The sequence below is a fragment of the Parapusillimonas granuli genome, from assembly GCF_013416525.1.
Lineage (GTDB): Bacteria > Pseudomonadota > Gammaproteobacteria > Burkholderiales > Burkholderiaceae_B > Parapusillimonas > Parapusillimonas granuli.
Map to the genome: position 1 here is coordinate 348,668 of NZ_JACCEM010000002.1, position 25,190 is coordinate 373,857.

Genomic DNA, 25,190 nt, shown 5'->3' on the forward strand with positions numbered 1-25,190 from the left:
CTTCGCTTGCGAAGGCCGCCGGAAATTGCAATGTTATAACATAACAATATCTGGCGGATTGCGCCGATGGCGCCACGATTGTGGCGCGCCCTGAAAGAACTTAAGATTTCCATGGGAAGCGAAACGCCGGCAAAACCGCCCGCCACGCCCGAGCCCGCACCGGAGGACCGCCATGCAGATCGTCTACAGAGCAGCCGATATCCTGGAAGCGCACATCGTCTCGGGCATGCTGACGGCCAACGGCATAGAGGCCTACGTCGCCGGCCATTATCTGCAGGGCGCCGTCGGCGACCTGCCGCCGCTGGGCTTCGCCCATGTCTCGGTCGCCGACGACGACGTCGAGGCGGCCATGGCGCTGATCCGGGAATACGAATCGGGGGCAAACCAGGCGGATGAGCATGCCGCCGACGGCGGCGGCTGAACGGCCGGCGGCCGCAGCCGTCCCGGGGCCTGAAAAACAGCGGCCCGCGCGTCAAAAAAACCACAATGGATCCATAATGCTTACGATATACTAGGCGGCGTCTTACCAAATGTAACACTCCGCCAGAGACTCGATATCGTGAAGCCATCCCATGCCGGGCAAATCGAAGCAAGCTGCCGTAAACACGGCGAAATTTCCCTCAATCGGCTGTCCGCCTCGCTGCTGCGCAGCGCCGGCCTGACGGCTTTCTTCGCCTGTCTCGGCGCCATCGCGGCCGGTCCGGCGCGGGCCGACTGGCCGGTCTATCAGGTCTACCGCGGAGCCGACGGCCGCGACGGCGAAACCGCATTCGCCTGGACGTCCGCCACCGAGGGCAAAAACGCCCCGCCCTCTTCCTGGGCACAGCACGGCCCCATTCCGGCCGGGAGCGGCGCAGCCGGCCAATCGGCCCTGGAAATCGGCTCCATCGGCGGCGCCGGCGGCTCGGTCTACTCCAAAGGCGTGTTCCACAACCTGCCCGGCAAACCCGGCGGCAGCGGCGGGGCCGTCGCCCTCGACGTCTCGAAGTCCGCGGACATCACCTGGACGGTGAATTACGCGGTGCAGCCTTCCGGGGCATCCAAACCGGTAATCTCCGTCTATTCGGTGGGCGGCACCGGCGGGCTGGGCTACACGTCCTGGACCGAAACCGAAGGCGGCATCGCGCGCGGCGGCGACGGCGGGCCGGTAAGCCTGAGCATCGCTTCGCGCGTCACCGCGACCAGCGGGCCCAATCCCCAGAACCTGTCGGTGCCGGCCGTCAAAGTGCTGTCCCAGGGCGGGGCGGCGGGCGTCGGCAAGGTCGACGGCAGGCCGTCTTCCGACGGCACGTATGAAAGCCGGGTCGACACCGACCGCGGCGGCTCGGGCGGCGCGGTCACCGTCACCCTGGCGGAAAGCGCCAGCATCAGCGTGACCGGGGCGCTGGCGCCGGCCGTATCGGCAAGCTCCCTGGGCGGCAACGGCGGGCGCGCCAGCAACAGCGGCGGCTACCCGTCGAATGCGGGCGGCGGCGGCGGCATCGAGTTCACCAACCGCGGATCCGTCGCGTCGAACGGCAACAATTCGGCCGCCGTCATCCTGCAGAGCGTCGGCGGCACGGGCGGCAGCGGCGCCAACGGCGCCTTCGCCTCCGGCACGCCGGGCGCCAGGGGCGGCGCGGGCGGCCGCATCAATGCCCTCAATGCCGGCGCCATCGCCACCAAGGGCGACTACAGCTTCGGCATCATGGCCCAGTCGGTGGGCGGCATCGGGGGAAGCGGCGGCGGCGCCGCCTTCGTATCGGGCGGAGACGGCGGCGGCGCGGGCCTGGGCGGCCAGGTCAACATCGTCAACCGCGGCAGCATCGCCACCACCGGCGCCGGCGCAAGCGCCATCATGGCGCAGAGCATAGGCGGCGGCAATGCCCTGGACGCCTTCCATGCGTCCAAGCCGGCCATCAGCGGCGGCGGGGGCGGTTCGGGCGGCAACAGCGGCATCCTGCCTTTCACCAGCGGCGGCACGGGCGGCATGGGCGGGGTCGGCGGCGCGGTCTATGTCGAACACAGCGGGACCATCACCACGGCGGGCGCATCCGCCTATGGCGCCCTCTTGCAAAGCATAGGCGGGGGCGGCGGCACGGGCGGCGCGGCATCGAGCTCCGGGGCCTTCCTGGCGGTGGCGCTGGGCGGGGCCGGCGGCAGCGGCGGCAATGCCGGCGACGTCACCTTCAACGGCTCCCTGGGGCGCATCGACACCGCCGGCAAATACGCGACCGCGGTCCTGGCCCAATCGGTGGGCGGCGGCGGCGGAACGGGCGGCTACGCCACGTCCAGATCCGTGGGCTACGGCCTGTCCGCCTCGTCCTCGACGGGCGGTTCGGGCGGCAAGGGCGGCTCGGGCGGCACGGTCAAGATCGTCAACAGCACCGCGATCCGCACGGGCGGCGAAGCCGCCGTCGGGCTGCAGGCCACCAGCATAGGCGGCGGCGGAGGCTCGGGCGGCGGCGCCGGCGCCTTTGCCGTGGCCCTGCCCGCGGTCACGCCCTCGGGCGAACCCCTGCCCTCCATCACCGTCTCCAACGCCATCGGCGGTTCCGGGGGCGACGGCGGCCAGGGCAAGAGCGCCGGCGTCGACAACAAGAACGCGGGCATCGAAACCTTCGGCGCCGGCGCCACCGGCATATTGGCGCAGAGCATAGGCGGGGGCGGCGGCAACGCGGGCAACGCATTCGCCTACGGCCTGGCCATTGCCGCGCCCGGCGCTTCGGCGTTCAACGCCACCAACGCCGTCGGCGGCAGCGGGGGCGGCGGCGGCTCGGGCGATTCGGCCAGGGCCTACAACGACGGCAGCGTCTACACCCATGGCGACGGGGCCATGGGCATGCACGTCCAGAGCATAGGCGGCGGCGGGGGCAACGCCGGATCCGCCTCCGCCTCGGCCGACGCGCTCAGCCTCTACCGGACGGTCGCCTTCGGGCAGACCATAGGCGGCACCAATAGCAAGGGCGGCGGCAAAGGCGGCGCGGCCTACGCCGAGAACCGCGGCCGGATCGAGACCCGGGGCGTCGGCGCCACGGGCATTCTGCTGCAAAGCATAGGCGGCGGCGGAGGCAACGGCGGCGCCGTCACGAGCTCCGCGTCATCGGGGCTGTCCTTCGACAAGACACTCAACAGCCTGGTTCAGAAACTGCCGCTGGCCGACTCGGTCACCATGGTCAACGCCATCGGCGGCAACGGGGGCAACGGCGGCGACGGCGGCGCCGTCAACGCGGTGCTCGCGTCCTCGGGGCTGATCCGCACCCGCGGCGCCCAGTCCGACGGCCTGCTCGCCCAAAGCATAGGCGGGGGCGGCGGCACGGGCGGGGGCGGCTCCGCCGCGTCCGAAGGCACGCTGTCGCTGACCTTGTCGATGGGCGGCAAAGGGGGCGCCGGCGGTTCAGGCGGCGCGATCGGCATTTCCAACGCCGGCACCATCGAAACCTACGGGGACGCCTCCTACGGTATCTTCGCGCAGTCGGTGGGCGGCGGAGGCGGCAACGGCGGCAACCTGACGGCCGCCCCCGACGACACGCCCGATACGGTCGGCGAGGTCTGGGCCGTCCTGAAAAACGCGGTCGGCGTGGACGCCTACAACAAATGGGCGGCCGACAAGAGCAATGCCGAAACCAAAGAGAACCTGGACGCGTTCATCAAGGACATCCAGGACTCCAATGCCTACAAGTCGCTGGCGGACTCCTTCAAGAATTCCGACTTCTACAAGCAGATGCAGTCCTCCGGGAAAAAAGTCACCGACTACCTGGACAAGCAGTCCAAGGGTTCGGTGAAGCGGCCCGACGTGTCCTTGACCCTGTCCATGGGCGGCGACGGCGGAAGAGGCAACCAGGGCGGCGCCGTCAAGCTTACGCACGAAGGCTACATCCTGACCGCCGGGCAGATTTCGCACGGGATCATGGCCCAGTCCATCGGCGGCGGCGGCGGCCAGGGCGGCCTGGCCTACTCTTCCGGCACCAACAAGACCAATCTCGCCGCCACCCTGGGCGGCAAGGGCGGCGAAGGCAACGCCGGCGGCTCCGTCGAAGTCAGGCATTCGGGCACCATCCATACCTACGGCGCAACCTCTTACGGCCTGTTCGCGCAGTCCATCGGCGGCGGGGGCGGCAACAGCGTCGGCGCGTTCAGCAGCGACAACAAGAATCTGGTGCTGAACTTCACCGCCGGCGGAACCGGAGGCACGGGCGCCAACGGCGGCGAGGTCAAGGTGTTCAGCTACGGCACCACGCGCACGCACGGAGACGAAGCGCATGCGATCGTGGCGCAAAGCGTGGGCGGCGGCGGGGGCGCGTTCACCATGAGCTCTCCCGGCGGCAAAACCGGCGCGCCCGCGGCGGCGGACGACAAGGCGGTCTCGGCCGCCACCGTCGCTGGGCTGCTGAAGGCGGTCGGCATCGAGAAAGTGCCGCCCGCCTCGCAGGACCCGGCCGACAAGAAGCCGTCGGCCAAGTCCGGCAGCTTCACGCTGGGCGGCTCGGGCGGGGCGTCCGGCAGGGGCGGGGCCGTCTCTGTCGTCCATGGCGGAACCATCACGACCTCCGGCACGGCCGCGTTCGGCATCTTTGCGCAATCCATCGGCGGCGGCGGCGGCATTTCCAATGCGGCGGGCAGCACCGGCGGGGTCAAGTACGCGGCATCCTATGGCGGCAGGGGCGGGTCCGCCGGCAACGGCGGCGTCATCAACGTCAGTTTCAGCAACAACGCCACCATCCAGACTTCCGGCGACCACGCGACGGCGGTATTCGCCCAGTCGATCGGCGGCGGCGGCGGTTACGGCGGCGCGTCGGTGCTGCAGGGCCGGACGCTGCCCGTGTTCGGCGGCGCCGGGGGGTCCAGCGGCGACGGCGGCTACATCGAGATCCGCGGCACCGAAGGCACAACCACCATCCGGACGGCGGGCGACAAGGCACACGGCATTTTCGCCCAGTCGCTCGGCGGCGGCGGAGGCACGGTCAGCGATGCCCTGAAGACCGACGCCACGGCCCGGGCCGCGCTCGAGGCAACGGCGTCCGCGCTTGCCGACATCGTCAAGAAGAACGGCGGCTCCGGCACGGTGCTGGACAACATCGACCAGGTTCCGGCCGATCTGCAAGGCATCGTCAAGCTGTTCGGCAACGACAAGGACACGGTCAACAGCGCGCTGGCGGCGCTGAAAGGCAGCCTGGACCAGCGCAGCATGTCGCAGGGAACGGGCGGCGACATCTGGGTCAAGCTCAACGGCGACGTCAAAACGGCCGGCTCCGGCTCTTACGGGATTGTCGCTCAAAGCGGCTTCCAGCAAAGCACGGGCGTCCTCGACCCCGGCCGCCCCGGCGGCAACATCACCGTCGACTATTCCGGCACCCTGCAGGGCGGCTCGGGCGAAGGGGCGGCCATCGTCGTGGACGGCGGCAGGAGCAACACCATCGTCATCGGCGCCGGCTCGCACGTCAGCGCGCTTTCCGGCAAGGCCGTCACCTCGACATTCGGCGAAGACACGGTACGCAACTACGGCACCCTGGCGGGCGACATCGAACTGGCCCACGGTGGCACGAAGGAGCGCAACGAGTTCAGGAACGAATTCGGCGGCACCTACATCAGCAATGCCCGCGGCGGAACGATCAGCATCAGCAACGGCTACGGCTGGTTCTACAACCACGGAACCTTCGATGTCGGCGGAGTCGGCAAGATCGCCACCGCCACGGTCAAGAATGCGGAGTTCCTGCTCGGCGGCACGCTGCTCGTCGACGTCAACAGCGTCGCGGCCGCAGGTACTCCCAAAGCCGACCTGCTGCAGGCGTCCAGGCTCACCGTCGACGGCGTCACGATCCGGCCGAACGCCGTCGAAGGTCTGCTGCCCGGCAGCTTCACCGTGGTGTCGGCCTCCTCGCTCCTGACGGGCAGGCCGGCTACCGCGGCAGGCAGCCCGGAGAGCCCCATTTCCTGGTCGGCGGCGCAGAAGGGCAACGATATCTCGATTTCCCCTTCCGCGGATTTCATCGGGAAAGCCGGCGGCGACCTCACGGACACGGAGCGCTCGCTGGTCGGCGGCCTGCAGCAAGCCTGGGATACGAGCAATGTCAACATGGCCGGGCTGTTCGCGGACATGTCCAACATCGATTCGGCCCAGAAGTACACCACCATGATCAACAGCCTCGCCACGACGGAAGACCTGGGCCAGTCGGCCATGCAGCAGACGCTGACGGGACGCAGGTCCCTCAATGCCGCGCTCAGCTGCCCGGTGTTCGACGGCGCCGGCGTGAGCCTGCGCGAAACCCAGTGCGTGTGGTCGCGCATCATCGGCTCGCGCATGAAGGACGACAAAGGCGGGACCGGCGACGGCTTCTCGCGCAACGGCATGAGCTACCGCATGGGCGGGCAATGGCGGGTCGGCCCCGACTGGTTCCTGGGCGCCACGGCCGCCTACAGCACCAGCTCCATGCACACGAACGACGACCTGACCGCCATCAAAGGCAAGAGCGGCGACGTCTCCGTTTCCTTGAAACACCAGGCCGGCCCATGGCTGCTGGCGGGAGCCCTGCACGCCGGCTACGGCAGCTACGATTCCAGCTCCATCTTCACGATAGGCAACGACGTCTGGGGCGCGTACAACAAGAACGAGGTCTGGACGGCAGGGGTCAGGCTGCGGGCCGCCTACGAGCAGACTTACGGGAATTGGTACCTGCGCCCCTATGTCGATCTCGACGTTCTGCATACCTACATGCCGGGCTATACGCTCACCGGAGACGGCGCGACGCTGCAGGCCGATTCCATGAAGGAATGGAGCGTCGCGCTCGAGCCCACCCTGGAGGCGGGCACCCGCATCGACCTGAGCGGCAACGGATGGCTGCGCCCCTATGTCTCGGTGGGCGCCACCTTCCTGAACAACAGGGCGTTGAACAGCAAGGTGACGTTCTCCGAAAACGGCGGCCCGGGCGTCAACTTCAACTCGGCCACCTCGCTGCCCAGGCGCATGCTCAACCTGGGCGCCGGCGTCCAGCTCTTCGCCCAGGACAAATACGAGTTGCGGGCGGAATACAAGGCCCAGATGGCGTCGGGCTTCCGCAACCAGGAGCTCAGCTTGCGCGTGGCGATTCCGTTCTGAGTCAGGCTCGGGGCCTGTTGACGGGCCCTAGCCGGCGAGCTCTTCGACGCTGCGCCGGCCCCTGGGCCAGGTACCCGAGCAATTCCAGCCGATGCGTATGGCCTATGGCCTGCGCGATTTCAGCCAGGCTGGCAAGGATGGCTTGTTCTCGGGCCCGTTCTGTAACACGTATGCTCCGAGTCAGGTATGGCGGGATGCGTCGCGGACGATGCGGACGACATCGACATTCAGGCGAGGGTCCGAGTCGTCCAGATCCACCAGCCGGAACCATTGTGCGTCAAGAGCGTCATCCGCCGCGACGGGCTCCCCCGCAATCCACTTGCACAGCACGGCGACCAGGACGAAGTGCCGGACGAGCCGCCCGCCCTCGTCGTGGTGCAGGACATCGAAGGCCGTCAGCACCCTGTCGGCGTCCGCGCGAACCGAGGTTTCTTCCGCCAGCTCGCGCACGGCGGCGGCTTCGATGGTTTCGCCGGGCTCGATCTTGCCGCCCGGAAAGCCCCAGCGGCCGGCATTGGGCGGATTGGCCCTGCGCACCAGCAGGACACGGCCTTCCCGGATGACGACCGCCACCGCCGCCGGGACGGGGCGGACCGCGGGCGCGCCATGGGCGGGCAGATGGACGGCATTCGGCATGGATGGACCTTTCTCATCGCTTCATTGAACACCGGCGATGCATCATATTTTTCAACATGGCATGCCTTATCTCCGGTTTGCCGGCCGGCTTGCAACAAACAGGCTGCCCGCCGCCTCGCTATCATTCAATCATATTTGAGTATGATTTTTTAAACGGCCGGGACTGTCAAGCCATGCCCGCAAGAGCCGGGCAAACTGAGGTAGCATTCGCCCCAGGATTTGACGATGAGAAAGGTAGGGAATGGACATCACCTTAACGCTGTCGATGGTGGCCGTTGCATGGCTGGTGCTGCGCGCGCGCTACCAGCGCACGCATATCGCCTTGCTGGGCCGGCATCTGGCCGGCCTGCAGCTCGAGCGCCATATGGAAACCCTGACGCAGGGCTATACCCGCGCCATCCATGAGCAGGCCGAAGCGCGCCAGCTCCAGGTATTGGAAACCTTCGCCCAGACCGAGCGCGCGGTGGCGGCCCAGGCCAAGTCGCTGGCCGACGCCATGCAGAAGGAAAGCGCGCAAGCCGCCGGCATGGGCGCGCTTTCCTTCTGCGTCCCCTATATAGAGCGCTTTCTTCCCTCGGCCACGCGGGATTTTCGCAAGCTGCTGCGCATCCATGCGGCGGGCCTGCGCCATGTGGTGGACAATGAAGACCGCTGGGACCCGAAAAGCCGCGCCTACCATCTTGCGGCGGAGCTGTATCTGCTGCAGCACAGCTGCCATTGGTTTTGCAAGTCGCGCGCCATCGCCGACGCGCGCTTGAAGCTGCGGCATCAGGTCGATCATCGGAAGGTGCTGGACTCGGTGTCCGCCCCGACCCGGTCGGCGTACCTGCAATGGCTACGGAGCGGCGACGATCGTCCGTAAATGGACTACAAAAGCCCTACGTTATCGGCCCGATAGAAGCCCGTTCGGTGCCGTATAACCCCGGGGAAATACCCTGTATTTACAATTTTGTCGGAGCGATAGAATCTGGCATCAGTGCTCTCGCTTTATCGTTATGAATTGGTCCGTCCACTGCATTTCACCGAGACCCGAAATTCAATATTCCAACGCTACTGAACATGAACCGTTGACATGACCGCATCGAGCAGGAACACACAAGCCGCAGCGCCTTCGCAGCCAGAAAGCGCCCCAGCCACAACCATGGCGCCCTTGCGGACCATGAACGTGCTTGGCATACTTGCCAAGCACCAGGAGGGCTTGTCTCTGACGCAAATGAGTGAATTCCTGGGAATGCCCAAAACCAGCCTGTTCAGCCTGCTCAAATCACTCAATCAAGGCGGCTATGTTAGCTCCACGAACGGGCTTTACAATCTGGGTGCCGAAGCGTATCACCTCGCCACCATCATCTCGAAAAGAAGCCCGTTTCCCGATTGTCTGCGGCCCGAGCTGGCAAAGCTTCATCAAGCTTGCGGAGAAACCGTCAGCATAGGCATTCCTGCTGAGTCTTGGGAAGAGTTCATTTATATAGATGTTATTGAGGCGGACAGCAGCCTTAGGTTCCGCGCCAATGTCGGTGCGCGCCGCCCTTTGTATTGCACTTCACCCGGACTGGTTCTACTCGCCTTCGCACCCCGGCACATACAAGAAAAATACATCAAATCTGTCAAGCTAGAGCAGATCACCCCCACGACGATCACATCCAGGAAAGTACTGGCTGCAACGCTCGAAGACATTGCACACCGCGGTATAGCGATAAGCAACGGATCGGTAGAAGGCGCCACCGGGATGTCGGCCCCTATTTTCGATGTCCATCACAATCTCCGTGGGGCGGTAGGGCTTGCCGGCGTGTCCACAAAGATTTTGCGGAACGAAGCCCGATACACAGAACTGCTGCTCGAAACAGCATCAAGAATGTCGTGTATCCTGGGCTTTGACGGGGAATATCCCCCCGCGCCAAGTACCATGGCCGCCGCGGTATCTTAAGAAGGGGCAGTGACTTGTTTCGAAGCCACTGCCACAATCAGACTATCTAGTCGGTCCTGATTTATTCATTTCCGCATGCGTCAGCCGCCCGACCAGCGGCTTTATGCCGCCCAGGCTGGTGCCAGCCATTCACCCCGGCGGCGGTTTAATCCGCGCCTGAGCCGCCAACGGGTCATCGTTTGCCAAGACCACCCTGTGATCGGTTCCTTTTTCAGGCGCAAAAAAATTCGCCACAGGAAGCCAACACCCTTCTTGGCGATCATAATCAGAATCGTGGCCTGTTCCATCTGGACACGCAGCGTATGGCCGTCGTAGGGGTTGCGGTGGAAGGCCTGCGCACCCACGATCAGGTTGCACCTTGAAGGTGCTGACGATACCCACCTTCACCCCGAACTCGTAGGGATGGCGCCCCTTGCCCTTGCTGATGCAGGCGACCTCTGGCGCATGCCAGGCGTACAGCTTGGGCGGCCCACAATGGTGCGTTGACGCCGAATCGCTCGGCGCATGCGCTTGAACTGGCGCGCGTGGACATAGCGCCCAGCCTGGCGACTGAGCGCCTGACCTTCCTTGGCAAAGGTCTGCTTCAACGCAATGCCGGCCTCCTTGGCGGCTTCCACCAGCTTGGTGCGCGCCACTTCCAGCAATCGGCTGTCCGTGGGGTGGGCAATGGCCTTCTCCTGCACTGTCGTATCCACGATCACCCGGCTCGGCTCCTGGGGCTTGATCAGCTTCAGGTCCGCCACGTTGATGGTCTGGGCCAGCAGTTCCTCCACCCCTTCTTCACCGAGCAGCTTGCGAAACTTCACCAACGTCGTGGCATCGCAGGGCTGGCGATCCTCGTAGTAGGCCTGGCCACTGAAGAACTGCCAGCGTGGCGTGTCGGCCCAGCGGGCCACGACACCCTCATCGGATTCGTTGAAGGCGTGCTTCAGGTACAGCAACGAAATCATGACGCGCAGCGGCACGCGAGGGCGTCCCGCATGGCGGGGTGACGCAACATGCTGGGGCTTCTCGCCAAACAGATCAAGATCGGGCATGGCCTGGCCGGCGTGGGCCTTGCGAACGAACAGGTGCGCCACGCGCGCCTCGATCTCCTGCCAGGGCATGCGCGAGGCCAGTACCGCCAATGGATGGCGCAGGTCGATCATCTGGTCAATGCGGGCGCGGAAAAAATCGTCGGTGGCCGGACAGGCGAACATGATGGAAAAACTCCCAGAAAGCAGCCTCCATTGGATCGCAAACTGGGAGTTCTGGCTATCGGGAATGGCCTGGAGAACCCGTGTTTATGCGGGTGGGGGACGTTATTCAGGGATGACTATCTACCCGTCCAGACCGGAAGACGCTTCTCCCGAAATGCCGCCAAACCCTCTTTCGCATCCTGAGTGCTGGCCATAGAAGGAACCATCGCTTGTGCGAACTCGAGCCCCTGGTCGATGCCCATATCCTGCATTGCCTTGAAGGCTTGCTTCCCCAGGCGGATGGCAGTCGGAGATTTGTTCAAAATTCTGCCCAGCAGCCACTCCATCTTGTCGTCCAGTTCAGGCTTTTCTACAACATAGTTCACGATGCCGAGGTCGAGCGCTTCTTGCGCCGTAAAGGGTTCGCCCGTGATACACATTTCCGTGAGCTTTCTGACGGGCACCACGCGTTGCATGAATGGATAGATCATCATGGGGATCAACCCGATCTTTGTTTCAGGAGTTCCCATCAAAACATGCGCACTTGCAACGGCCATATCGCAAGCGCACAATAGTCCGAATCCGCCCGCCATCACGTGGCCGTTCACACGGGCAATGATAGGCAGGCGACATGCAAGCATGCTCCTGAAGAGATTCACCAGATAATGTGTTGGATCAGAATAGTCGACGGCAAAGGCGAACCCCTCCGTCTGTTTCTGCAAATCCGCCCCCGCACAGAATGCGTCGTCTCCGGCCCCGGTCAGCACGATTGCCCGGCATCCTTCAAGGTTTTCCGCGGCTCCGACCGCCTTGCCGATTGCTTCAACCACCTGAGCATTGAGAGCGTTCCGTCGCTTGGGGCGATTGATCGTGACCCATAGGACATCCGCCCGCAGCTCGACGACGACTTCGCCACCACACTGCGCTCCGATAACTTCGTTGGCTGCTGGATCAATCAATTTTGGCTCCTGCAAATTTGACTATTTCATCCCAGCGGCTTATCTCTTCACGCATATAAGCGGCAAACTCCGTATCCGTTCCCCCGAGCGGGGTATAACCTCTTCGCAACAATTCATTCCGGAAATCATCTTTCTTCAAGGCGCCATTCAAGGCATGATTAATCTTGTCCACGATCTCCTTAGAGGTCCCCTTGGGCGCCAGCAACGCGAACCAGGTGGAGGCGACGAGGTCCGGATATCCCAGCTCTTTCGTGGTCGGTGTGTCAGGCAAGCTCGAGGATCGCTCATCCGCCATTACCGCCAATGCTTTTAGCCTGCCTTCTTGCACCAGAGACGCCACCGCTATTGGTTGTGGAAACGCAGCCTGCAGGCGTCCAGAAACCAAGTCTGTGACCACCGTCCCTGGCGAGGTGTATGGCACATGCAGTAATGATGCGCCAGCCATCTTTTTATAGAGCTCGCCGGCCAGATGCCACGAGCTGCCGCTCCCTGTAGACCCGAAACTCAACTTCTCAGGGTTGGACTTGGAATACGACGTCAGTTCGTCCAGGCTCTTGACAGGCAGTTCCGCAGTGACAGCCACCACATTGGGGATCGAAGCGATAAGAGCAATAGGCTCGAAATCCCTGACCGGGTCGAAGGGTTTGGAGCCGTACATCGTTACTGCAGACACCAAAGTTCCCGTCCATGAAAACAACAAAGTATATCCATCGGGTTTGGCGGCGGCGACCGAGGCAGCGCCAATATTTCCATTGGCGCCGGGCTTGTTTTCCACCACAAAACTCTGGCCAAGTTCCTTGCTGAGCTCTGTAGCCACCATCCTGGCCAAGGGGTCGGAACTGCCGCCCGAGCCAGCCGGCATGATGATGTGCACTGCCCGCGATGGCCACTGCGACTGCGCTTGGCCAGTTGATGGCGCCATTGCAAGCATCACGCCGCCCAAGACTGCTGTCCAAAGCGAGCATCCGCAGATGGTGGATAATTTATTCAATTTCATGTTGTCTCCATTACTTATATAATCAGTATGATTTCGGTAGAGAAAGGACTCTCTCTGCTATATACGAAAGAATCATCTCTCGGCTGACCGGCGCGATGCGGGCGATCATGATTTCACGCAGATATCGCTCCACGTGATATTCTTTTGCATATCCGAATCCTCCATGAGTCAATATTGATTGTTCACAAGCCTTGTAGCCGGCCTCGGCGGCAAGGTATTTTGCGGCGTTTGCTTCCGCACCACAGCTTTTTCCAGCGTCGTATAAGTCACCGGCTTTCAGCATCATCAGATTGGCCGCTTCCAGCTCCATCCAGTTGACCGCAAGCGGATGCTGAATGCCCTGATTCATCCCTATTGGGCGGCCGAAGACCACTCGTTCAGCTGCATATGCGGCGGCTTTCTTCAGTGCCACCCGGCCGATGCCGATGGCCTCCGCAGCCAGCAGGATTCGCTCGGGATTCATGCCGTGAAGAATGTATCGAAAGCCCTTGCCTTCCTCGCCGATACGATCCTCGACTGGGATCCTCAGTTCGTCGATGAAAAGCTCGTTGGAATCCACGGCTTTCCGGCCCATTTTTTCTATACGCCTCACGCTGACCCTGTCTCGATCGAGATCGGTGTAAAAAAGCGTCAGGCCGTCCGTATGGCTCTTGCACTCCTCGAGTGGAGTACTGCGGGCCAGCAACAAGATCTTGTCTGCCACTTGAGCGGTGGATATCCATACCTTCTGCCCGTTCACGATATACCGATCGCCTTTTAGCACAGCGCGTGTTTTCAGCTGTGTTGTGTTCAAGCCGGTATTGGGCTCCGTAACACCGAAGCATGATTTCACCTGACCGCGTACCGAGGGAGGCAGCCATCGCTGTTTTTGCTCCTCCGTTCCAAATACGACGATAGGCATGAGCCCGAACAAATTAATATGGAAGGTCGCGCAACCGGCCATGCATGCACCGGTCTCAGCAACGGTCTGCATCAGAATCGCTGCTTCTGTTACCCCTAGCCCAGATCCTCCATACTGCTCAGGAATCGCAATCCCAAGCCAACCCGCTTCCGCCACAGCCTGATAGAACGCTTCGGGAAACTCGCCATCGAAGTCGCGTTGCAGCCAGTACTCGTCCGTAAAAGGGGCGCATGTCTGCAGCGCTGCGTCTCTGATCGCAATATGTTCTTCGGGCATTTCAAATTGCATTAGCATAATTTCTCCTCCGGACTCTCTTTCAGTATCAACGCGCCGTCCTCAGCCAAATCCGATATTTCTCGATCAGAGAATCCACCTTCCCTCAATATTTCGATCCCGTGCTCGCCCTGCAACGGTATCGTCCTGCTATGCCGCGGTTGCGTTCGAGACCACTTCTGAGGGTGGCGTAATGTTCTAAGCCTTCCTTCGCTAGGATGCTCTTCATAGCCAAAGTAATTGATCGCAACCAGGTGTTCGTCGTTAAAAATCGAGGCCTGATCATGTACCGGCGTCACGGGAATATCCGCCGCACTCAATTGATCCAACCATTCGGAGGTCGTTTTCGTGGATAAGATTTCTTCCAGCTCGGAATAGAGCTCGTCTACGTATTCGGAGCGTGTTTTCAAACTAAGCAGCCTTCGGTCCGCATCGAGTTCGCCTTCCCGCCCCAAGAGTCGGTAGAAATTGCGCCATTGCTGATCCGTATAAACCATGGCGCAAATATAGCCATCCATCGTCTTATACGGCCGGCGCGCCTGGGAGAGCAGGCGCGCATAGCCACCTTGATCCAGCGGAGGATCGAATGTCAGTCCGCCGAGATGGTCGGAGAGAACAAACCCGACCATGGTCTCAAACATAGGGACATCAATACGCTGGCCCATTCCACTAATCGACCGTTCATACAGCGCCGCAAGTGTGGCGTTGACTGCCGCCATGCCAGTAATACGGTCCACCATGGCTAAAGGAACATACCGTGGCGGACCACCCGTAGACTGGGCGACAAAGGATGCGACGCCGGTCGCGCCTTGCATCAGATCGTCGTAAGCCGGCTTGGCCGCGTACGGACCGTCTTGCCCATACCCGAATACCCCCACGTAGATGAGCTTTGGATTGACTGCGGCGAGATCTTCGTATGCAAGCCCCAGTCTGGCCATCGCCTGCGGCCGAACGTTATAGAAGAAGACATCGGCGGTTTCAGCCAAGCGCAGCAGCGCATTGCGGCCGACCTCCTTCTTCAAATCGAGGCATATACTTCGCTTGCTGCGGTTCGTGTTCAGAAATATTGGCCCCATGCCATTGCTGCGAGATGGCCCAATCAAACGAACGACGTCGCCATCCGGGGCCTCAACTTTGATTATGTCCGCCCCCATTTCCCCCAGCAGCTGTGTTGCATACGGCCCCATAAGCACCGATGACACGTCTATTATCTTCACTCCGCAAAGGGGACCCGCGCTGGCCTCTCGAATCGAATTGGCCCTCATACCGCGACCGCCATGCCATCACAAATCAAATGCTGCGGCACTTGGATAGGGAAATCCAGAAGAATCTGTGCGTGGGATTTTCCTTGGGGATCGTACCGTAATGACGCTACACCGCCCCCGCCCAAAGCCTCGTCCATCAGGAAGTTGAATCCATCCAAGCCTGGCCATTCGTACCTTGTTACCTCGCCTCGCACTAAATGCGACATGTAGCTCTTCACTTTTTCCTGGGTGAGTTGCCTGCGCAGCAATGGCACATACTCCGGACGCCGCGCGAGAACTGCGATATTCGACCTGTCCCCCTTGTCGCCGCTTCGAGCATATGCAAGAGACACTAGAGGTATCACGCGCACTGCCGCGCCGTCACCATCGACACCATAATTTCCGACATCTTCATGCTCGCAAACTGCATTAGCCTCAACCTGGTGGCAGCTTTGTTCGTCCAGAGCCGCTTCCTTTCCGTCCACCAGAATCGAAAGAGCGATTTCTTTTTTATCGAGCAAGAATGAAAACAATCGCACAACAGGCTGTATTTTCGGGCGCCCTCCAAAAACACCTCCAATGCCCTGGACCGTTCCTGTGGAAGCCGGATAGATTTCCCGCGAAAATATCTCGAGCGCTTCTTTTCGGCCATGTCGCACACCAATCTTCAGCATCACCTCTCGCGTATCCTGGGTCTTCGCCAAGCTGCCATATGCTTCCTCCGCTCCTATGCACTCGACGGAAGTCTCGTCATAATCTTTAAAGCCCTCACGCTCGAAAATGGTTCTCGTCCGTTGCAGAATTGCATTGGCTATCGCCTTGGACTTGGCAACCGCACTGTCACCGCGCACCAGCAGCGTAGCGATGCAGCGAAAACCATCCTCGTATGTAGCGCAAACTTTGTGTGTCGCGGTAGCGGGCCGCCCAACCGCGCCTTTCACCATTACGCGATCTACGCCCACTTGCCTGACTTGCACATGACGCCAATCACACACCACATCGGGCAAAATGTAGGCCGCTGGGTCCCCGGTCTCATATGTGATTTGCTCCGACACCCCTTGCACTGTGACTGCTCCCCCGGTATCTGGGAGTTTTGTCACGACAAATGTCCCGTTTCTTCGGCATTCCGCGATCGGGAATCCGATAGAAGCCCATGAATCTTTTGTTTTCTCCCAATCGGTTTCAAAGCCCCCTGTAACCTGAGGCCCGCATTCCAATACATGCCCGAGCAGGGATCCTGCGGACAGCAGATCTAAATCCGTCTCGCGCCACTCAAATTCATGAATGAGCGGCCCCAAGCCCAAGGCGCTATCGACGCATCTGCCCGTTACAACAATGTCTGCGCCATCTTTGAGCGCCCGCGCGATAGGAAAAGCGCCGATATAGGCGTTAGCGGACAAGATGTTTTCCGGCATCTTGATCCCGGTGAACATTTCGGTCACATCGCCGGCAATGAAACGATTTTTTTTATCGATGACGTCGTCCCCCAGAATCGCAGCGACCTTTAGGTCCACACCTTGACGCGCCAATTCCGCCAGTACTGCATCAACGCAGCCACGTGCATTGACTCCACCGGCATTGACAATGACTTTCATCCTCCGCTCAGCCAATTCCTTGGCATAAGGCCTGATGATCTGATCGACGAAGTCCGGAACGTATCCCAAGGCGGCGTTTTTTTTCTTCGCTCTAGCCAGGATCGACATGGTGACTTCCGCTAAATAGTCCAGAATTAGATAGTCAATCCCACCGTCCCTTATCAATTGCCTGGCTCCTTCAGGAGTATCCCCCCAGAAGCCTGAGCCGCAGCCAATACGCACCATGTCCAGCATCCCAGCCTCTCCTTTACCTTTATTTTCCTATATCGGAATATCAATTCTGATAAAAGAATTTTGATCCTTTTCCGCTTGCCGCGCACTAAGTATTTACCCGGCTTAAGGCGATCGCCTAGCGAGCTGCGCGCCTTGGCAACAGCTGCTTTTCGACGATAAACAATGGATCGGAAGGCAGCTTCAGAGCCGGCAAAAGACGTATTTCTCTTTCTTGTTGGGTATCGACTAGGCCCTCTTGCCGCAGTACGGCCGGCAACCGCGCCATCGCCGCAGCTGCCCTCGTATCGAGCATTGGCTCGTAATTTTTCCGAAGGATACTTAAGAATCTTTTAATATATGAAAACCTAAGCCATGGAACGGAAAGAGCTCCGCAGATGAACGCAAGCCCGACGACCCGCAGGCCTTCGGCCATAGCCCGATGGGTTCCCATGCTGACGTGGGCCAGGGCCTACGACCGCGGCCAATGGTCCGCGGACATGATCGCGGCGGGCGTGGTCACGCTGATGCTGATTCCACAGAGCCTGGCCTATGCCTTGCTGGCGGGCGTGCCCGCCGAGGCCGGCCTGTATGCAAGCATGCTCCCGCTGCTGTTCTATGCGGTGTTCGGCAGCAGCCGCACCCTGGCCGTGGGGCCGGCGGCGGTGACGTCATTGATGACCGCCGCGGCGGTGGGCCAGGTGGCGGCGGGCGGCGCCGCCTATTGGGACGCGGTGCTGGTGCTCACCCTGCTGTCCGGCCTGATACTGCTCGCCATGGGCGTCCTGAAGCTGGGGTTTCTGGCCAATTATCTCAGCCACCCGGTGATCTCCGGCTTCATTTCGGCGTCCGCCGTCCTGATCGCCCTCAGCCAGGCCAAGCACATACTCGGCATCCCGGCATCGGGGGACACCTTGCCCGACTTGCTTGCCGCGCTGTGGCGGGGCCTGCCGCAAACCCATGGCGCCACGGTGGCGCTGGGATCGGCGGCCATTCTGTTCCTGTGGTGGTCGCGCAGCCGGCTCAAGCCCCTGCTGGGCCGTCTCGGCCTCGGGCCGCGCGGGGCCGAAGCCCTGGCCAAGGCGGGCCCGGTCGCCGCCATCGCGGCCACCACGGCCGCGGTGTGGTTCTGGGACCTGGCCGATAAAGGCGTGCGGGTGGTCGGGGCCGTGCCCCAGGGCTTTCCGTCATTCACCCTTCCCACATGGAATCCCGCGCTCTGGGCGGAACTGGCCGTGCCCGCGCTGCTGCTCAGCATCGTGGGCTTCGTCGAATCGATCTCGGTGGGCCAGACGCTGGCCGCCAAGCGGCGCCAGCGCGTCGAGCCGGACCAGGAACTGATCGCATTGGGGGCGAGCAATGTGGCGGCGGCCTTCAGCGCCGGCCTGCCGGTGACCGGCGGCTTCTCGCGTTCGGTGGTCAACTTCGACGCGGGGGCGCAGACGCCGGCGGCGGGCGTCTATACCGCCGTCGGCATCGCCGTCGCGACCCTGCTGTTGACGCCCTTGCTATACCACCTGCCCCAGGCGACGCTGGCCGCGACCATCATCGTGGCGGTGCTGTCGCTGGTGGACCTGAAAATGCTCCGGCGCACCTGGCGCTATTCGCGCTTCGATTTCGCGGTGGTCGCCATGACGCTGGCCACGACCCTGATGGCCGGCGTGGAGGTCGGCCTGGTCGCCGGGGTCGGCCTGGCCCTGACGCTGCATCTGTACCGCAGCAGCCGCCCCCATGTGGCGGTGGTCGGGCAGGTTCCGGGCACCGAGCATTTCCGCAATGTGTTGCGCCACCAGGTGCGCACCAGCCCGCGGGTGCTCGGCGTGCGCGTCGACGAAAGCCTGTACTTCGCCAACGCGCGCTACCTGGAGGACCGCATCAATGAAGCGGTGGCCGAGCAGCCCGAACTGCGCCACGTGGTGCTGCAATGCTCGGCCATCAACGACATCGACGCCAGCGCGCTCGAAAGCCTGGAAACGATCGAGACGCGCCTGCGCGAGGCCGGCATCCTCTTGCACCTGTCCGAAGTGAAAGGCCCGGTCATGGACAAGCTTTCCGACACGCTTTTCCTGAAGCAGCTCAGCGGGCGGGTCTACCTGACCCATTACCAGGCCATCACCGACCTGGCGCCCGACAGCCTGGCCCGGGGCACGTCAAGGTAAAAAGCCCCGGGGCCCGGCCACGCCTGAATGAATGGGCGCAGGCGGCGAGCCCCGGCATGCGCCCGCGCCGGCCTCATTCCGCCATGCGGATGGGAATCTTGAGATAGCGCACGCCATTGGATTCGGCCTGGGGCAATCGCCCCGCCCGGATGTTGACCTGTATCGAGGGCAGCAGCAGCGCGGGCGCCGCCAGGGTCGCGTCGCGCTTCTCGCGCATGGCGACGAATGTTTCTTCGTCGACGCCTTCCCGTACATGTATGTTGTAGGCCAGCTCTTCGGCCACGGTCGTTTCCCAGGCATAGCTGTCGCGCCCGGGGGCTTTGTAGTCGTGGCACATGAACAGGCGGGTTGCGGGCGGCAGCGCCAGCAGCCGCCGTATGGATCGATACAGAGTGCGCGCGCTCCCGCCGGGGAAATCGGCGCGCGCCGTGCCGTAGTCCGGCATGAACAGGGTGTCGCCCACGAACACCGCATCGCCGATGCGATAGGCCACGCAGGCCGGGGTATGGCCCGGCGTGTGCATGACCTCCACCGTCAAGCCGCCGATGTCGAAGGTTTCGCCGTCTTGCAGAAGGCGATCGAACTCGCCGCCGTCGCCCGAGACATCGTCCAGATTGAACACCGGCCGGAAAATCGCCTGCACTTCACGGATGTGCTCGCCGATGGCGACGCGCGCGCCGGTGCGCTGCTTGATGTAGGGGGCGGCGCTCAGGTGGTCGGCGTGGGCGTGGGTTTCCAGGATCCAGGCAATGGCCAGGCCGCCGTCGCGCGCCGCCGCCAGCACGCGTTCCGCGGAAGCGAACGAGGCCTTGCCGCTGCGGTGGTCATAGTCCAGGACCGGATCGATCACCGCGGCTTGCCGCGTCTCTGGATCGGACACGAGATAGCTCACCGTATTGGTTTGCTCGTCGAAGAAGGCCTGGATATGAGCTTGAGGTTGCATGCGCCACTCCTTACAAAAAGGGACATCTTTCCCAGCGATTATATATTAGAATATTCTAAATTAGTGAAATCGAATTCAAGGTGAGCCATGGCATTGAGCGATGATGACCAGAGATTCATCCGGAACGGCGCCTCCAAGGCGGCGGCCCTGCTGCGCGCGATCGGCAACGAGCACCGGATGCTGATGCTGTGCCTGCTGATCGAACACCGGGAACTGACCGTCGGCGCCATGCGCGAGCACGTGCCGCTGAGCCAGTCGGCGCTGTCGCAGCACTTGGCGAAGATGCGCGAGGAAGGGCTGGTCGCCTTCCGCCGCGAATCCCAGACCCTGCACTACCGCATCGACAATCCGGACGTGGAAAAACTGATCTGCACCCTCAAGACGATTTACTGTCCTTGAGCGGCGGCAAGCGCCGTGCCGCCGCCGCGGCGCTTGCCAATCCGTTCATTTATATTAGAATATGCTAAATTAGAAAATGTTGAAATATAAATACTGAAACGATAGCCGGAAGTATCACTCATGCGCCACGTTCGCCCCCTAGTCTCGTTCGCGGTTGTTGCCTGGATCGCGTGCCTGAACGCCTCCGCCCAGACGCCCGCCCCGTCTTTAGAGCTCACAACGGCGGAAGCCGCGGCCGGCACGGCGTCTTCGGCCTTCGACGGCGTGGTGGAAGCCGTCCACCAGACCGTGGTCGCGGCCCAGGTGCCGGGCGCCGTCGTCGAACTCGACGTCAAGGTCGGCGACCGCGTGCAAGCGGGCCAAACGCTCCTGCGCCTGGACGCCCGGGCGGCCGAACAGACCGCCACCGCAAGCGACGCCCAGGTCCGGGCGGCGCAGGCGGCGCTGGACCTGGCCGCCAAAGACCTCAAGCGCCAGAAGCAGCTGTTTCAGAAGGACTACATCAGCCAAGCGGCCATGGAGCGCGCCGAATCCGCCTACAAGTCGGCCCAGGCCCAGGCGAATGCGCTGCTGGCGCAGGCCGGCGCATCGCGCACCCATAGCGCCTACCACATCGTGCGCGCCCCCTTTGCGGGCGTGGTGTCCGAGGTGCCGGTATCCCTGGGCGACATGGCCATGCCCGGCCGGCCTTTGCTCACGCTGTACGACCCGGCGCGTCTTCGCGTCACCGCGGCCGTGCCGCAATCGGTGGCGGCGCAGCTGCCGGCCCGTCCCGATGTGCGCATCGAACTGCCCGGGCTGCCCGCGGCCGACGCCTGGCGCGCCCCCGCAAACGTCCAGGTCCTGCCGACGGCGGACGCCTCGACGCACACCGTGCCGCTGCGCGCGGACCTGCCCGCCCGGCCCGAAGGCGTGGCGCCCGGCATGTTCGCGCGGCTATGGCTGCCGCTCGCGCGCAGCGGGCTCGCGGCCGGCGTCACGCCGGTGGCCGTGCCCGCCCAGGCCATCGTGCGCCGCGCGGAACTGACCGGCCTGTACGTGCTGGATCCGCAAGGCAGGCCCGTGCTGCGCCAGGTCCGCCTCGGGCGCGCCCTGGACGGCCGAGTGGAAGTCCTGTCCGGCCTGGCGGCCGGCGAGCGGGTCGTGACCAATCCGCAAGCCGCGGCGCGGGTCCGCTGAGATGGCCATGATGAACACGCAATCCGCCGCCGCCATGGGGGTTTCGGGCCGCATCGCCGCCTTCTTCCAGCAGGCGCAGATCACGCCGCTGCTGGCGCTGCTGGCGCTGCTGCTGGGCCTGTTCGCCGTGGCGGTGACCCCGCGCGAAGAAGAACCCCAGATCAACGTCACGATGGCGAATGTGCTGATCCCCTTCCCCGGGGCCGCCGTGCGCGACGTCGAGCAAATGGTGGCGGTGCCGGCCGAACAGGTGCTGAGCCAGATCCTGGACGTCGAGCACGTGATGTCGGTGTCACACCCCGGCCTGGCGGTGCTCACCGTGCAGTTCGAAGTCGGCGTGACGCGCACCGAGGCGCTGGTGCGGCTGTACGACACCATCCACTCGAACGCCGACTGGCTGCCCAAGGGCCTGGGCGTGCTCGACCCCATCGTCAAGCCCAAGGGCATAGACGACGTGCCCATCGTGACGCTCACGCTGTTCAGCAAGAATCCGTCCAGCGGCGCCTTCGACCTGGAACGCGTCGCCCATAGCGTCGAGACGGACCTCAAGCGCGTGCCCGGCACCCGCGAAGTCACCACCATCGGCGGGCCCGGCCGGGCGGTCATGGTCGAGATCGACCCGGTACGCATGAACGGCGCCGGCATCACGGCGGCGGAAATCCGGCAGGCCCTGCTGTCGGCCAATCTGGGCCTGCCGGTCGGCGAACTGCTCGTGGGCAATCGCTCCATGGCCATCGAATCCGGCCCCTTCCTGCGCCATGCCCACGAAGTCGCCGACCTGGTCATCGGCGTGCGCGACGGCAAGCCCGTCTTCCTGCGCGACGTGGCGTCGGTGCGCGACGGCCCCCCGCCTCCCAGCCGGTACGTCTGGCACGGGGTCGCGGGCAAGGACGGCGCGGCGCCCGCCGAGTATCCGGCGGTCACCATCGCGGTCACGAAGAAAGCCGGCGAGAACGCGATCGACGTGGCCGACGCCGTGATGAAGCGCGTGGACGACCTGCGCAACACCGTCATTCCCGGCGACGTCGAGGTGGCCGAGACCCGCAACTACGGCGCGTCCGCCAACGACAAGGCCCAGACCCTGATGCAGAAGCTGCTGTTCGCCACCGCCTCGGTGGTCGCGCTGGTGTTCTTCGCGCTGGGCCGGCGCGAGGCGGCCATCGTCGGCAGCGCCGTGGTCCTGACGCTGACCGTGACGCTCTTCGCATCGTGGGCCTGGGGCTTCACGCTCAACCGCGTGTCGCTGTTCGCGCTGATTTTCTCGATCGGCATCCTGGTGGACGACGCGATCGTCGTCGTCGAAAACATCCACCGGCACCAGCAGCTGTATCCCGGCAAGCCGCTGGCCGCGATCATTCCCGGCGCCGTGGACGAAGTGGGCGGGCCCACCATCCTGGCGACGCTGACGGTGATCGCCGCCCTGCTGCCCATGGCTTTCGTCACCGGGCTGATGGGGCCCTACATGAGCCCCATACCCATCAACGCCAGCATGGGCATGCTGCTGTCGCTGGCCATCGCCTTCGTCGTCACGCCCTGGCTGGCGCGGCTCTGGATGAAACCCGCGCCCGCCGCGGCGCACGGGCCCGGCGCCCATGCCGGCGTGGCCGCCCGCATCGCGCCGGCCTTCGAGCGCATCTTCCGCCCGCTGCTGGACGAACGGCGCGGCGGCCGCAACCGCGCCTTGCTGGGGCTGGGCGTCGCGCTGCTGATCGCGGCCTCTCTGGCCCTGCCGGCCACCGGCCTGGTGCTGCTGAAGATGCTGCCATTCGACAACAAGTCGGAATTCCAGGTGGTCGTCGACATGCCCGCCGGCACGCCGGTCGAACAGACGGCCGCGGTGCTGCATGAACTGGGCGGCTATCTGGCGACGGTGCCGGAAGTCACCGACTACCAGGCCTACGCCGGCACCGCCGCGCCCATCAACTTCAACGGCCTGGTGCGCCAGTACTACCTGCGCACCGGCGGCAGCGTGGGCGACCTGCAAGTCAACCTCGTGGGCAAGTCCGCGCGCAAGGACCAGAGCCACGCCATCGCCACGCGCCTGCGGCCCGAGCTGCAGAAGATCGGCGCGCGCTACGGCGCCAATGTCAAGGTGGTCGAAGTGCCGCCCGGCCCGCCGGTGCTCTCGCCCATCGTGGCCGAGATCTACGGGCCGGAGGCGTCCGGCCGCCTGCAGGTGGCCAAGGCCGTGCGCGCGGTGTTCGAGCGCACGCCCGGCGTGGTCGACGTGGACGACAGCAGCATCGCGGCGGCGCCAAAGACGATGCTGCTGGTGGACCGCCAGAAGGCCTCCATGCTGGGCGTTCCGCAGCAAGCCATCGTGAGCACGCTGCGGGCCGGCCTGGCCGGCGAAGCCACGGCCTATCTGCACGACGAAAGCAAGTATCCGGCGGCGGCGGTCCTGCAGCTGCCGCCCGAGCTGCACGGCGATCTCGACGCGCTCCTGCAGCTGACGGTGCGCAGCGCCGACGGCAAGCTGGTGCCCATACGCGAACTCGTCACGCTGCGCGACCAGCTGATCGAACAGCCCGTCTACCGCAAGGACTTGCTGCCGGTGAATTTCGTCGTGGCCGACATGGCCGGCGCGCTGGACAGCCCGCTGTACGGAATGTTCGAGATGCGCGGCGAACTGGCGGGGATCGCCACGCCGGGCGGCGGCACGCTGCAGGAATACTTCATTCGCCAGCCCGACGACGCCTACCGCGACTACGCCTTGAAATGGGACGGGGAATGGCAGATCACCTACGAAACCTTCCGCGACATGGGCCTGGCCTATGGCGTCGGCCTGGTGCTGATCTACCTGCTGGTGGTGGCGCATTTCGCTTCCTACCTGACGCCGCTGATCATCATGGCGCCCATTCCCCTGACCATCATCGGGGTGATGCCGGGCCACGCCCTGCTGGGCGCGCAGTACACCGCCACCAGCATGATCGGCATGATCGCCCTGGCCGGCATCATCGTGCGCAACTCCATCCTGCTGGTGGACTTCATCAAGCTGCAGCTGCGCGACGGCGTCGACTTCAAGGAAGCGATCGTGCGCTCGGCCATCACGCGCGCGCAGCCCATCGTGCTGACCGGCCTGGCCGCCATGCTGGGCGCCTTCTTCATTCTCGACGACCCGATCTTCAACGGCCTGGCGATTTCGCTGATCTTCGGCATCTTCGTCTCCACCGTGCTGACGCTGGTCGTGATTCCCATCCTCTACTTCGCCGCCTACCGGAATCGTCTGGATGCGATCCTGCAGCACGACGAGCCCAAAGAGTCCGCCGCTCCGTCCCTTCCTCTTTCCCCTAAAGGAGAAAATCCATGACTTCCTGGCAACTTGTACGCGTGTTCGCGGGTATCTTCATTCTGCTGTCGCTTGCGCTGGGCACGCCCGGCAGCCCGATCTTCATCAGCCAGTGGTGGCTGGCCTTCACCGCCTTCGTCGGCGTCAACCTGCTGCAAAGCGGGCTGACCAAGTGGTGCATGCTGGAGTCCATGCTGCGCAAGCTGGGCCTGCGTCCGGGAGCCTGACC

General features: G+C 63.6%; 17 protein-coding genes and 1 pseudogene. 9 read left to right on the forward strand and 9 right to left on the reverse strand.

Translation table 11 applies throughout. The features are described from left to right. Nucleotides 1-172: 172 nt before the first annotated feature. Nucleotides 173-421 (forward strand): putative signal transducing protein, encoded by a 249-nt coding sequence (locus H0A72_RS04395; protein WP_180153837.1) that lies wholly within the window; start codon nucleotides 173-175, stop codon nucleotides 419-421. A 138-nt stretch (nucleotides 422-559) separates the two neighbouring features. Beyond that, nucleotides 560-7,075: an autotransporter outer membrane beta-barrel domain-containing protein gene (locus H0A72_RS22310; RefSeq protein WP_180153838.1), complete on the forward strand. Its 6,516-nt coding sequence runs from the start codon at nucleotides 560-562 to the stop codon at nucleotides 7,073-7,075. Between the two features lie 180 nt (nucleotides 7,076-7,255). Here H0A72_RS22310 and H0A72_RS04405 read toward each other — a convergent pair whose 3' ends face one another. Beyond that, the gene (locus H0A72_RS04405; protein WP_180153839.1) at nucleotides 7,256-7,711 is read right to left on the reverse strand and encodes an NUDIX hydrolase; all 456 of its coding nucleotides are present in this window, start codon (nucleotides 7,709-7,711) and stop codon (nucleotides 7,256-7,258) included. Between the two features lie 241 nt (nucleotides 7,712-7,952). Here H0A72_RS04405 and H0A72_RS04410 point away from each other — a divergent pair, with 241 nt between their 5' ends. Continuing rightward, entirely contained in the window at nucleotides 7,953-8,573 is a 621-nt protein-coding gene (locus H0A72_RS04410; RefSeq protein ID WP_180153840.1) for a hypothetical protein, read from the forward strand. A 210-nt stretch (nucleotides 8,574-8,783) separates the two neighbouring features. Continuing rightward, entirely contained in the window at nucleotides 8,784-9,635 is an 852-nt protein-coding gene (locus tag H0A72_RS04415) for an IclR family transcriptional regulator (protein ID WP_180153841.1), read from the forward strand. Nucleotides 9,636-9,901: 266 nt separating this feature from the next. On the opposite strand, the pseudogene H0A72_RS04420 reads toward H0A72_RS04415, so the two are convergent. The 6 genes and pseudogenes from H0A72_RS04420 to H0A72_RS04445 all read right to left on the reverse strand — a co-directional run. After that, nucleotides 9,902-10,834 (reverse strand): annotated as a pseudogene (locus H0A72_RS04420) (transposase); the annotation flags it as partial. A 116-nt stretch (nucleotides 10,835-10,950) separates the two neighbouring features. Continuing rightward, on the reverse strand, nucleotides 10,951-11,772 hold the full coding sequence (locus H0A72_RS04425) for an enoyl-CoA hydratase-related protein (protein WP_218953163.1): 822 nt from the start codon (nucleotides 11,770-11,772) through the stop codon (nucleotides 10,951-10,953). Then, a complete protein-coding gene (locus H0A72_RS04430) occupies nucleotides 11,765-12,769 on the reverse strand; it encodes a Bug family tripartite tricarboxylate transporter substrate binding protein (protein WP_180153842.1) in 1,005 nt (334 codons plus the stop codon). Before H0A72_RS04430 ends, H0A72_RS04425 begins: the two co-directional genes overlap by 8 nt. Nucleotides 12,770-12,791: 22 nt before the next feature. After that, nucleotides 12,792-13,958, reverse strand: a complete 1,167-nt coding sequence (locus tag H0A72_RS04435) for an acyl-CoA dehydrogenase family protein (protein WP_180154041.1) — start codon at nucleotides 13,956-13,958, stop codon at nucleotides 12,792-12,794. Beyond that, nucleotides 13,958-15,208 carry a CaiB/BaiF CoA transferase family protein gene (locus H0A72_RS04440; protein WP_180153843.1) on the reverse strand — a complete coding sequence of 417 codons (1,251 nt, stop codon included), beginning with the start codon at nucleotides 15,206-15,208 and terminating at the stop codon, nucleotides 13,958-13,960. Before H0A72_RS04440 ends, H0A72_RS04435 begins: the two co-directional genes overlap by 1 nt. Continuing rightward, a complete protein-coding gene (locus tag H0A72_RS04445) occupies nucleotides 15,205-17,016 on the reverse strand; it encodes an acyclic terpene utilization AtuA family protein (protein ID WP_180153844.1) in 1,812 nt (603 codons plus the stop codon). The genes H0A72_RS04440 and H0A72_RS04445 overlap by 4 nt, the downstream gene beginning before the upstream one ends. Before the next feature lie 374 nt (nucleotides 17,017-17,390). Here H0A72_RS04445 and H0A72_RS04450 point away from each other — a divergent pair, with 374 nt between their 5' ends. Further along, nucleotides 17,391-19,151: a SulP family inorganic anion transporter gene (locus H0A72_RS04450; protein WP_246814990.1), complete on the forward strand. Its 1,761-nt coding sequence runs from the start codon at nucleotides 17,391-17,393 to the stop codon at nucleotides 19,149-19,151. Between the two features lie 73 nt (nucleotides 19,152-19,224). On the opposite strand, the gene H0A72_RS04455 is transcribed toward H0A72_RS04450, so the two are convergent. Then, nucleotides 19,225-20,094 carry an MBL fold metallo-hydrolase gene (locus H0A72_RS04455; protein WP_180153846.1) on the reverse strand — a complete coding sequence of 290 codons (870 nt, stop codon included), beginning with the start codon at nucleotides 20,092-20,094 and terminating at the stop codon, nucleotides 19,225-19,227. A gap of 87 nt (nucleotides 20,095-20,181) precedes the next feature. Between H0A72_RS04455 and H0A72_RS04460 the strand changes: the two genes are divergently transcribed. Beyond that, nucleotides 20,182-20,493: an ArsR/SmtB family transcription factor gene (locus tag H0A72_RS04460; RefSeq protein ID WP_180153847.1), complete on the forward strand. Its 312-nt coding sequence runs from the start codon at nucleotides 20,182-20,184 to the stop codon at nucleotides 20,491-20,493. Here the strand turns inward: H0A72_RS04460 and H0A72_RS22315 are convergent. Continuing rightward, nucleotides 20,481-20,615 carry a hypothetical protein gene (locus H0A72_RS22315; RefSeq protein WP_281389233.1) on the reverse strand — a complete coding sequence of 45 codons (135 nt, stop codon included), beginning with the start codon at nucleotides 20,613-20,615 and terminating at the stop codon, nucleotides 20,481-20,483. The two genes, H0A72_RS04460 and H0A72_RS22315, sit on opposite strands and share 13 nt — an antisense overlap. Here H0A72_RS22315 and H0A72_RS04465 point away from each other — a divergent pair. The 3 genes from H0A72_RS04465 to H0A72_RS04475 are packed head-to-tail and all read left to right on the forward strand — an operon-like array spanning nucleotide 20,614 to nucleotide 25,188. After that, nucleotides 20,614-21,672, forward strand: a complete 1,059-nt coding sequence (locus H0A72_RS04465) for an efflux RND transporter periplasmic adaptor subunit (protein WP_180153848.1) — start codon at nucleotides 20,614-20,616, stop codon at nucleotides 21,670-21,672. The two genes, H0A72_RS22315 and H0A72_RS04465, sit on opposite strands and share 2 nt — an antisense overlap. Before the next feature lie 7 nt (nucleotides 21,673-21,679). Beyond that, nucleotides 21,680-24,982 carry an efflux RND transporter permease subunit gene (locus tag H0A72_RS04470; protein WP_180153849.1) on the forward strand — a complete coding sequence of 1,101 codons (3,303 nt, stop codon included), beginning with the start codon at nucleotides 21,680-21,682 and terminating at the stop codon, nucleotides 24,980-24,982. Further along, on the forward strand, nucleotides 24,979-25,188 hold the full coding sequence (locus H0A72_RS04475; RefSeq protein ID WP_180153850.1) for a YgaP family membrane protein: 210 nt from the start codon (nucleotides 24,979-24,981) through the stop codon (nucleotides 25,186-25,188). Before H0A72_RS04470 ends, H0A72_RS04475 begins: the two co-directional genes overlap by 4 nt. The last annotated feature ends 2 nt before the right edge of the window (nucleotides 25,189-25,190 follow it).